The following is a 10,052-nucleotide window of genomic DNA, read 5'->3' as shown; positions in this document are numbered from 1 at the left end:
CCCCGTGTAGCGTTCTGTTCCCCCGCGACCGCCCCCCCGGCCCCCCCCCGCCACTCCCGCCCCGCTCGGGGCCCCGGGTCCGGCCCCCGGGGGGTGGGGGGGGGGGGGGCCCCCCCCCCCCCCCACACCCGCGCACCAGGCCCCCGGGCGGGAGATGTCTTTCAATTCAGCAACCCTCGGCCCGCACACGGAACCTTTCGCGCACAACCCGCTCCCGAGGACGCGTCCGCCAGCCCGCGCTGTCGCTCACTCACGAACTCGGCCACGCCGCAGAGCGTGGGGGCAGGCGCACCGGGACGGCAGGCATCCGCTCGTGCCACCAACGGCCCAAACCCCATGACCCGCGTCCCCTGTATGGCCGGGGGCGCGTACCCGCGCCCCGGCCGGCTCGTTGAAACGCAGGTGAGCACAGCACTGCCGCCAGCGGGCCGTCACCGCCCCGCGCCGGCACCCGGCCGGTACGACGCGACCGGGAAGTCGATCACCGCCGGCGCACAGCCTGCGGCCGAAACGGCCCTGGCCCCGTCCTGCGAACCGATCTACGCGGAGCTGGCCGCCGCGTGGCGGGCGATGGACAGGACGGTGCCCGGCCAGCCCGACCCGCTCTGGGACACCCTGGTGGCGAGCGGTACGGGACGACACTCACGGGGGTGGTATCCACGTCCGTCGGCAGCGTGACCTGCGAGGCCACTACGGCTTGACGCGGGTTGTGCGTGCACGGTGCCCTGGCCGCGGCAGTGCCGTTCCCGGGTCGTGCGGTCGAAAGACCCCTGCTGACGACGCGTGATCGAGCCGGTCTCGTCAGAGGAGCTCAACAGGGCTGGTGACCGTGGTGGGGGTGTAACCGGCTCCCTGGATCTTGACTGAGGCGGTTCCCGCCCCGACCACCCAGCTACCGGTGCCCCCGTTCGGGTTCACGGAGATGACCACCGTCTTCGGCTGACCGGTGCAGGTGTACTTGGTGGCGAAGTTGGAACCAGTTGCGCCGCTCGGCTGCGTCAACGAGGCCACGATGCGCAGCTTCCCCACCGACACCGAGCAGTTGTAGGTGAACCCCACGCCGGCAGCGTTCCCCACATAAGTGACGAGGGGAAAGATATCGATGGTGACCGGGAACGGGGTCGCGGCCGCGGCCTGAGCCGTGGGAGCGCAGAGTCCCGCGAAAGCGAGGGCGCCAGCCATCAAACCGGTGGCAGTCTTCAGCGATCCCATAGTGATCTCCATCTCTGTGCATGCTTCCTGGAGTCTCACGCTAGGACTCGGCCAGACACAGCTGCCCGCCGAACTGCTCCATTCGGCCTTGATCCCCTGGGCGTTGAAGCTGAGAGGTCGCGCAGCCTGCCGGCCACCGCCGGCCACCCCGACACGCACCTCGGGGCCGCCACGCTGATGATCCTGCACCACGGCGCGACGAACCGCAGCCGTTTCACCGCGCCCCAGGCCGTGCGTAGCGCACTGTCCGCGGCGGTGGCCCACGTGCTGGAGCAGGCCGCTCCGGGAGCCGCTGCGCCCTGACAGGGGTGGTGCGGGGTGGCTGTGGCGGCGTGGTCCGGTGTTCGTCGCGGGTGGTGGTGCGGCCCGGGAACCTGGGGTTCCCGGGCCGCGTGTTCCGTCGGCATCCGGCATCCGGCATCCGGTGTTCGGCCGTGGGTCGTCCTGGCCGGTGCCGTGTTCCGGGCTTACCTGGTGCCGTTGCTCCGGCGCTTGCGGGTCTGGACGAACCAGGTCAGCAGTGCCCCCACGGCCAGGAGCCAGCCTCCGGCGATGCCGGCGGTCCGCACCTGGGTGCCGGCGTGGGCGAGGGCGATCCCGCCGTTGGGGTGGTCGCCCCAGCCGCCGTGGCCGCCCGGGTTGTGGCCGTCGCAGCCGCCGTGGTCCTGGTCCTCGCAGGGGGTGCAGGCGACGATGGTGACGGTGTTGCTGGTCGCCGTCACCGGGGTGCCGTCGGGGGTGGTGCCGGTGACGGTAGAGGTGTCGGTGATCTTCCCGGCCTGCACGTCGGACTCGGCGGTGGAGTACGTCGCGGTGCAGGTCGTGGACGCGCCCGGGGCCAGGGTGGTCACCGGGCACGAGACGGCCGGCGTGCCTGGGCCGGAGTCCGTCACGGCGAGCGAACTGATCGTCGTGTCACCGGTGTTGGTGACGGTGAAGGTGTAGTGCAGGGCCTGTCCGGCGGCGGAGAACGAGGTCTCCTGGACGGCCTTGACGATCTTCAGCCCGGCGAAGGGCACGGTCACCTTGTTGCTGGTGGAGGTGATGTTCTGGCCACTGGGGGTGGTGCCGGTGACCTGGCCCTGGTCGGGCACGTTCTGGGCGGCGACGTCGGCGGCGGTGGTGACGTACGTGGCCTGGCAGGTGGTGGACTGGCCGGGCGCGAGCTGGTTGGTTCCGCAGCCGGAGACGGTGACGCCGGGCGTCAGGTCGGTCACCGTCACGTTGGTCAGTGCGATCTGGGCAGAGGCGTCGGCGGACAGGTCAGCGCCCGGGTCCCGGACCTCTCGCCCGCGCCGTTCGCGGGCGAGGCGGCGGCGGGCCTGACGGACGCCGTGTCCCGTGTCGGGGAGGAGGCCAGTGCCGCGCCTCCTCCCCAGCCCGCCGTCACGCCGATGACCGCCAGCCCGATCGCCGCGGCGAGAGCGCCGCGCGATGGGCCGCGTCTGATCCCTGCCATACCGCCTCCGTTCCAGTCGGGCGTGATCACTGGAGGGCCCCACGCCACAGCATTCCAATGACACTGAGTGCCCATATGAACACTCCAAGTGGCGTGGCGTGGATCGGCTCGCACGGGCGATCCGCACCCGAACCAGTCGGCGGCGGCCTGATGTCGGCCACCTGGCCCCGTCGCGGCCCCCTCGCGTGGCGCCCGTGCTCCGGCGGCCCGCAGCCTGATAGCGCCAAGGCAGCCCCCGCGCCACCTTCCGGAAGGACTCCCGCATGAGCGCACTGACCAGGTTCGAGACGCCCGAACCGAACGAGGACGCACTCGTGGCCGAGATGATCGAGGCCATGAACCGGCAGCAGGAGAAGGACTACCCGCCCGGCGCCACAGGCCGGGCCGCCCACGCCAAGCACACCGGGCTCGTGAAGATCACCTTCGCGGTCGAGCCCGACCTGCCGGCCAACCTGCGCGTCGGCGTGTTCGCCCGGCCGCACACCTACGAGGGGTGGCTGCGCTTCTCCAGCGGCAACGGCAAACCGCAGTCCGACGACGTCAAGGACCTGCGCGGCGCCGCCATCAAACTGCACGACGTGCCCGGCGAACGCATCCCCGAGAGCGACGAGCCCACCACCCAGGACTTCATCCTGCTCAACACCCCCGCCATCCCGCTCGGCACCGTCAAGCTGTTCCACGACGTCATCACCCTCGAACCGGCCAAGTTCGCCGCCAAGATGCTCACCAGCCACCCGCACGTCCTCGCCGGCCTGGCCAAGGCGGTCATCACCCCCACCTCACCCGCCGACATCCACTACTGGAGCAACACCGCCTCGCTGCTCGGCCCCGACCAGGTCGTCAAGTACGTCCTCGTGCCGACCTCGACGTACACCAGCCCGGGGCGCGAGAAGCACCAGGACCACTACCTCGGCGACCACCTCCAGGAGCACCTCACCCAGACTGACGCCACCTTCGACTTCATGGTCCAACTGCGCACCGACCCCGACACCATGCCCGTCGAGGACATCGCCGTCGCATGGGGCACGGACCAGGCCCCGCTGGTGAAGGTCGCCACCGTCACCATCCCCCGGCAGGAGTTCCGCACCGCCGCCCGCAACCAGCTCGCCGAGGAACTCACCTTCAGCATCGCCCACGCACTCCAGGACCACCGGCCGATCGGCGCCGTCGCCCGCGCCCGCATCCGCATCTACGGCCAGATGGCCACCTGGCGCCACCAGCGCGACCAGCGCACCAAGACCACCTGACCCACGACCAGCGCAGCCACGCCCGGCGGCAGCCACGGTGACCGCACGCCCGCCAGGCCGGCCGACACCACATCTCCGACTCGATGCGCAGAGCATCGGCACGACGCGCAGCCTCACGGGCAGGGCCGCGTCCGCCATGTCCCCCTCGCTCACCGCTACTCCCTTGCTGGTCCCTCTACATGGGATAGAGGGACCAGCAAGGGAACACCTCGCAGCTCTGCCTGCGGCGACTGCCTCGACCTGCCCGCCGCCCCGGCGCTCGTGGCCGAGAACACGTGGGCCGGGGCCCACGCCCGTTACACCGCCGCCCCACTCCTGAGCGCCCACTCGGCGCGGCGGCCGGGCCGCCCGCCCGCTATGACCTCGACAAGCCGAACGGCCCGCCGGATGAGGTGAATTCGGCGGACCGTCACGAAGTGTGAGGCTAGTGGGAGGTGGAGCGGGCGGCGTCCTCGATGAGGTGGGTGACGGCCGCGGGGTGGGAGATCATCGCGACGTGTGAGCTGTCGACCTCCACGGTGTGGGAGCCGGCGCGCTTGGCCTCGAAGCGCTCCACGTCCGCGCCCAGGGTCTTGTCCTGGGTGGCGATCATGGCCCACGAGGGGATCGTGTGCCAGGCGGCGGCGCTGGCGGTGGAGGCGAAGGTGGCGGCGGTGACGGGCCGCTGCTCGGCCGCCATGAGGTTGGTCTCGGAAGTGGGGACGTCGGCTGCGAAGACGTCGTGGAACCGGGCGGGATCGATGTACAGATCGGTCCCGCCGGTGCCGTCGGCGTTGGCGTACGGGACGGGCTTGAGCGCGGGCTGCAACTGCGCCTGAGTGGACCTCGCGGTCAGCGCGCCGAGGACCTCTCCCTTCTCGGGCATCAGCGCGGCGATGTAGACCAGTGCCTTGACCTGGGGGTTGCCGGCGGCGGCCTGGGTGATGACGGCGCCCCCGTAGGAGTGGCCGACGAGCACGACCGGTCCCTGGACGCTCTTGAGGACGCTGGTGAGGTAAGCGGAGTCCTCGGGCAGTCCGCGCAGCGGGTTGGCGGGAGCGATGACGGTGTAGCCGTCGTGCTGGAGGCGCTTGGCCACGCCGTTCCAGCCGGAGGCGTCCGCGAACGCTCCGTGCTCCAGCACGACGGTCGGCTTCGCCTTGGCCGGGCCGGAGTCGGCCGACGCGAGGGGGGTCAGGGTGGCCCCGAGAAGGGCTGCCCCGACTGCCGCGAGGGCCACGGTACGTACACGGACACGGCGATTACGCATGATGTTCCTTAGGGAGGAGATGACCCGGCCGGGAAGGCGGCCGGGCGTAGGGGGAAAACGGCGGGTGCGCAGCGTGGCGCGCACCTCCGTCGGTCAACGGAAGCGGCTACTCGACGGCCGGAGGGGCCGGGATGTTGCCGTGGGCCGGCTTGGCGTGCGGGCGGCAGGCGTGGGTCCGCTCGACCGACCCCGGGAGGCGGTCCGGCGGTTCGACGCGTGGCGTCACCTTGATGCCGTTGCCCGTGGCACGCGGGGCAGGGCGCCGCACCTGGGGGTGGGCCGGCTGTTCAGCCGATGTGGTGCTGGTCGAGCCAGGTGAGGGTGTGGTCGGCGAGTTCGGTCCAGCCGTGGTCGACGGTGAGGGAGTGGCCGCGGTCGTCGAAGCGGTGGTAGTCGGTGACGGCGGGGGACTTGCGGTACTGCTTGTGGGTGGAGCGGGTCAGCACGTCGGGCACGGTGTGGTCGAGCTTGCCGGACAGGAGGAGGAGCGGTCCGCGGCTCTCGTTGCGGGTGTCGACCTTGGCGGGGGAGTGCGGGGCGAAGTTGCTCAGGGCGAGTTGGAAGAGGGGGCGGGCGGGGCTGGGGATGGTCCATTCGTCGAAGAGCTGGTCGGATTCCTGCTGGGAGACGGCGTTGGCGAACGCGTAGCGGAACTGCTCGGGGTTGAGTGAGACGGCGCGCTTGGTGTTGCCGGGGTTGCGCAGGAAGGCGAAGGCGGACTTGGCCTGGGCGGGGCCGACGGCTTTGACGCCCTTGATCTGGCCGGGGCAGATCGCGACGGCGGCCTGGGCGAGGTTCTGGCCGAGGAGGTGTTGGGCGATGAAGCCGCCGACGGAGTGGCCGACGAGGACGGGCGGGGTGTCGAGGTCGCGGATGATGCGGGCGTGGTGGGCGGAGATCTCGGCGAGGCCGATTCCGCCCTGGGGGTCGGGGTTCCTACGGGCCTGGGCGACGGTGGCGGGGACGCCGGGCCATTCGGGGAGGATCGGTTCGTAGCCGGCGTCGCGGAACCGGTCGGCCCAGCCCTGCCAGCTCGTGGAGTGCAGCCAGAGGCCGTGGATGAACATGACCGGGGTGCGGTTGCTGGGCATGGCGGGGTCTCTCCTGGCGAAGGGGGGTTCGGGGGTCTGGGGTGGTGGCCGGCCGGGGCACGGCGGTCCAGCCCGTGAAGTAGAAGAAGCGTTCTCTCTGCCAACTCAAGGTAGAACGTTCCTTCTGTTAGCGTCAAGTCATGACGACGAAGGACTCCAGTCCGCCCCGGGAGCGCATCCTGGCCGCGGCGATGCGGCTCTTCTACGCGCAGGGCGTGCGCGGGGTGGGCATCGACCAGCTGATCCGCGAGTCGGCGGTCGCCAACGCGACCTTCTACCGGCACTTCCCGTCCAAGGACGAGGTGGTCCTCGCCTACGTCCGCGAGCACGACCGGGCGTTCCGCGAAGCCGCCGCGGCGACCGGGCGCTCCCCGCGGGAGACGGTCGAGGCCCTGTTCGCGGGGATCGCGGAGCAGTTCTGCGCACCGGGTTTCCGTGGCTGCCCGCTCATCAACGCCGCCGCCGACTACCCCGACCCGCACCATCCCGTCAGCCAGGCCATCCAGGAACACATGGACTGGTTCCGCGCGCGGCTGCTGGAACTCCTCACCGCCGTCGGCCACCCGGACCCGGAGGGCGCGGCCGACACGCTGCTGATCCTGCGCCACGGTGCGATGAACCACAGCCGCTTCACCACGCCCCAGGCCGCGCGGAGCGCGCTGTCCGGGGCGGTGGCCGCCGTCCTGGAGCAGGCTCACGCGGGAGCCGACGCGCCCCGGACTGGCCTGCCTCGACGTCGACTGTCCTCAATGCCGCGACAGGAGGCAGCCGGCCGGTTCTCGGACGATGGGTCGCCGGTCGCGACCCGGTGATGTCCGTGACTGTCGAGTTGCTCAACCGGTCCGAGGTCACACGGGTGTTCGGTGATTTCGCGCGTGCTTCACCACACCACCACCTAACCCACCCCACCCCACAAACCCCACCTGACCAGCCAAAGCACCAACGGCCCCTCGCAACCAAGCGAGGGGCCGAACGCATGCATCGACAGCAAAACGGCCGGTCAACCCGACATACTGTCGGGTTGACCGGCCGCATTGGGTCGGTTGACCTATGTGCGCGAGGGGGGAGTTGAACCCCCACGCCCTTTCGGGCACTGGAACCTGAATCCAGCGCGTCTGCCTATTCCGCCACCCGCGCATCTGGGTGATGTGGAATAGCTTAGCCCATCCGCGGGGGTGCTCCGAACCAGGTGGGAGGCGTCAGCGGGCGAGCTGCTCGACGATCCAGTCGACCAGCACGCGGGAGACGTGGCTGTGCTCGGTGTTGGCGTCGTCGAACTTCACGGCGTCCAGGTGTGCGTTCTCCAGGGCGGCGTCGGTGATCGCGGCGGCCGGGTCGACGTCCCACTTCACCGGGTCGAAGTCCAGCGCCACCGCGCTGACGGCCGGGACGAAGGTGCCGCTGCGGTACTCCTCGGAGATCTTCGCCTTGAGGGCGGTCGCGACCTTGCCGAAGGAGTCCAGGGTGCCGCCGGGGACGGCGTCCAGCGCCGGGACCTCGGTGGTGGTGCTGCGGCGCACTGTGAGGGCGAGGTGCATGCCGCCGACCGGCTGCTTCTCGCCCTTGTTCGGCTGGAAGCGGGCCGTGGCACTGGCGAACAGGGCCTGCCAGTCGAACGCCACCTCGCCCGCCGGCAGCGGGAGGCCGACGCCGTCGCGCCGACCGTTGGAGACACCGAGCTTGCGCGGGATCTGCGGGAAGTTGCCGACCCGGTCGAGATCGGCGAGGAACTCCTTGCGCAGCCGGCTGGAGGTGGCCACCGGGCCCTCGTACTTCGAGTTCTCGACCCACGCCCAGAGCAGCTGCTGGGCGGCGGGGCTGCGGATCAGGTCGGCCTGCTTGACGCCGTCCGGGCCGGCCGGGGTGAAGCCCTCGAAGAAGTAGGCCATCTGCTGGAGGATCAGCGGGATCCAGGCGCCGTTGTGCGGGGAGTCGAAGGAGAGGTACGTCGCCGTCTCGTGGTCCACGGTCGCCGTCTCCAGCTTGGCGAGCGCGTAGCGGGTGATGATGCCGCCCATGCTCACCCCACCGACGGTCAGCCGCTCGTCGCCCTTGCGCTCGGCGATGGCCCGGAGGATGGCCGCGATCGCGACCTCGGCGTTGGCCTGGATGTGGGTGTGGCGCTCCGTGAAACCGACCAGGACGATGTCGTAGCCCGCACTGAGCAGTTGGTCGAAGAGGCCCGGCCCGCCGTCGGCGACGGTGTTGAAGTAGGCGAAGAGGCCAGGGAGGTCGCTCGGGCCGTAGTTGAAGCCGTCCGCGAAGAGGAACGGCTTGCGGAGGCCGAACTTCGGGTTGGCGTAGTAGACCGCCGCCTGCCCGGTCGCCGTCTGCCCCTCGTAGGGCGAGCCGGTCAGCTCCCACGTCACGTCGGCGGCGCGACCGGCGACCTCGCCCGACAGCGCGCTGGTGAACCAGACGCCGGGCGTGAGCGAGTTGGCGACCTCCGCCAACTCGGCCTTGCTGGGCTCCGCCTGGCCTTCACTGAGGGCCGTCGGCGCTACGTCGATACGGGGTTCTGGTGCCATGACTGCTACCGCCTCTGTTGGGTCGAACAGGGACCACTCGTGCACTGCGGGTGACTGTAACTGCACGGTTACGCACCGCATCGACAGAACACGCAGAGTGGTCGAAGTTGTTCGAGAGGGGTTGTCAGGCGATCGGAACTGACCGGTCAGGCAGGGAAGTCCCCGGCCCGGACGGAGGCGATGAAGGAGTCCCAGGAGGCGGCGGGGAAGACGAGGGCCGGGCCGTCGGGATCCTTGGAGTCACGGACGGGGATCACGTCGGGAAGGAACCCGGGGGCCACCTCGATGCACTCGCCCCCGTGATCCGCGCTGTAGCTGCTCTTCCGCCACCCGGTCACGCCGGGCTCGCTGCTCGTCATACCGATACCTCTCCATTGCGTCGGCGATCAGTGCACGAGAGTCGCCCACCGAGAGTACATCTCCGCGCAGAAAGTCAAGATCCCGCCGGTGCTCCGCAATGATTGACGGTGCATCACTGAAGTGCCCTCGATAGAGACTCTCCGAGTAGACCCACTCCTTCCCATCCGGCATCTGCAGCAGGAACACGGACGTAGCAGGAAGCCGGGTGCTCGGGAGATTGAAGGGCGCCACCTGAATGCTGATGTTCGGCCGCTCACCCAGGGCGAGAAGGTGCTCCATCTGCTTCCACATCACTCCGGGGCCGCCGTAGACACTGCGGATGGCGCTCTCATGGAGGACCACGAGCAACATCGGGCCATCGGACGCCAGGAATCGATCCTGCCTGCTCAGTCGCGCTGCGACTCGCTCAGCCACCAACTCCGGATTCTCACGGCCGCTTCCGTTCGAGAAGACCGCATGCGCGTACTCCTCGCACTGCAATAGGCCATTGATTCGGTGGTACTGAAATACCCGAATCGCCACGGCCTCCTCCTCCAGCTCCACGTACTTCTGGAACCAGTCAGGGTGCTCGATGTCCGCATGCCAGTCCACCCGCTCCCACAGCCGAACCAGCAGGCCCCCCATGGCGAGTGCAGCGTCAACTCTCTCCACGGTGTCCCGATCCATCGGCCGCCTGCCGCCCTCCCAGCGGGTGATCGCCGTCCGGTGACAGTGCAGGAGTCTGCCCAGGCCTTCCTGCGTGTAGCCAGCCTGCTCCCGTGCAAAACGAAGCGCTTCGCCGAACATCTCCGCCGGGCTAGACGTAGGTCCGCTCTCAAGACGCCGATGTGCCACGCGTTTCCCCCTCAGGTGCCACCGCTCTCTCCACACGGATTTGGTCGCCACCGTAACTCCGGCACCCCGATG

Annotated in this window: 9 protein-coding genes and 1 tRNA gene; 2 read left to right on the top strand and 8 right to left on the bottom strand. The window is 70.0% G+C overall.

What is annotated here, in order from left to right:
- Nucleotides 1-801: 801 nt before the first annotated feature.
- Nucleotides 802-1,224 (bottom strand): hypothetical protein, encoded by a 423-nt coding sequence (locus ACIP37_RS15255; RefSeq protein WP_400807360.1) that lies wholly within the window; start codon nt 1,222-1,224, stop codon nt 802-804.
- Between the two features lie 455 nt (nt 1,225-1,679).
- The gene (locus ACIP37_RS15250; protein ID WP_400807357.1) at nt 1,680-2,429 is read right to left on the bottom strand and encodes a hypothetical protein; all 750 of its coding nucleotides are present in this window, start codon (nt 2,427-2,429) and stop codon (nt 1,680-1,682) included.
- Nucleotides 2,430-2,934: 505 nt separating this feature from the next.
- On the opposite strand from ACIP37_RS15250, the gene ACIP37_RS15245 reads away from it, so the two are divergent.
- Entirely contained in the window at nt 2,935-3,918 is a 984-nt protein-coding gene (locus tag ACIP37_RS15245; protein ID WP_363589146.1) for a hypothetical protein, read from the top strand.
- 424 nt (nt 3,919-4,342) lie between these two features.
- Here ACIP37_RS15245 and ACIP37_RS15240 read toward each other — a convergent pair whose 3' ends face one another.
- Together ACIP37_RS15240 and ACIP37_RS15235 are read right to left on the bottom strand one after the other, a co-directional pair.
- Nucleotides 4,343-5,167, bottom strand: coding sequence for an alpha/beta hydrolase (locus tag ACIP37_RS15240; RefSeq protein WP_363589144.1), 825 nt, complete (start codon nt 5,165-5,167; stop codon nt 4,343-4,345).
- A 287-nt stretch (nt 5,168-5,454) separates the two neighbouring features.
- The gene (locus ACIP37_RS15235; RefSeq protein ID WP_400807353.1) at nt 5,455-6,258 is read right to left on the bottom strand and encodes an alpha/beta hydrolase; all 804 of its coding nucleotides are present in this window, start codon (nt 6,256-6,258) and stop codon (nt 5,455-5,457) included.
- A 140-nt stretch (nt 6,259-6,398) separates the two neighbouring features.
- Here ACIP37_RS15235 and ACIP37_RS15230 point away from each other — a divergent pair, with 140 nt between their 5' ends.
- The gene (locus ACIP37_RS15230; protein WP_363627994.1) at nt 6,399-7,070 is read left to right on the top strand and encodes a TetR/AcrR family transcriptional regulator; all 672 of its coding nucleotides are present in this window, start codon (nt 6,399-6,401) and stop codon (nt 7,068-7,070) included.
- Between the two features lie 241 nt (nt 7,071-7,311).
- On the opposite strand, the gene ACIP37_RS15225 is transcribed toward ACIP37_RS15230, so the two are convergent.
- From ACIP37_RS15225 to ACIP37_RS15210, 4 genes are all read right to left on the bottom strand, one after another.
- Nucleotides 7,312-7,395, bottom strand: a tRNA-Leu gene (locus tag ACIP37_RS15225).
- Between the two features lie 62 nt (nt 7,396-7,457).
- Entirely contained in the window at nt 7,458-8,786 is a 1,329-nt protein-coding gene (locus ACIP37_RS15220; RefSeq protein ID WP_400807350.1) for a hypothetical protein, read from the bottom strand.
- 146 nt (nt 8,787-8,932) lie between these two features.
- Nucleotides 8,933-9,067 carry a DUF397 domain-containing protein gene (locus ACIP37_RS15215; RefSeq protein ID WP_400807347.1) on the bottom strand — a complete coding sequence of 45 codons (135 nt, stop codon included), beginning with the start codon at nt 9,065-9,067 and terminating at the stop codon, nt 8,933-8,935.
- Nucleotides 9,027-10,031: a helix-turn-helix domain-containing protein gene (locus ACIP37_RS15210; RefSeq protein WP_400807345.1), complete on the bottom strand. Its 1,005-nt coding sequence runs from the start codon at nt 10,029-10,031 to the stop codon at nt 9,027-9,029. The genes ACIP37_RS15215 and ACIP37_RS15210 overlap by 41 nt, the downstream gene beginning before the upstream one ends.
- Nucleotides 10,032-10,052: the final 21 nt, after the last annotated feature.

The sequence above is a fragment of the Kitasatospora sp. NPDC088861 genome (assembly GCF_044750105.1).
Classification (GTDB): domain Bacteria; phylum Actinomycetota; class Actinomycetes; order Streptomycetales; family Streptomycetaceae; genus Kitasatospora.
The sequence above is the reverse complement of the archived record's forward strand: the minus strand, read 5'-3'. Positions and strand labels throughout refer to the sequence as shown.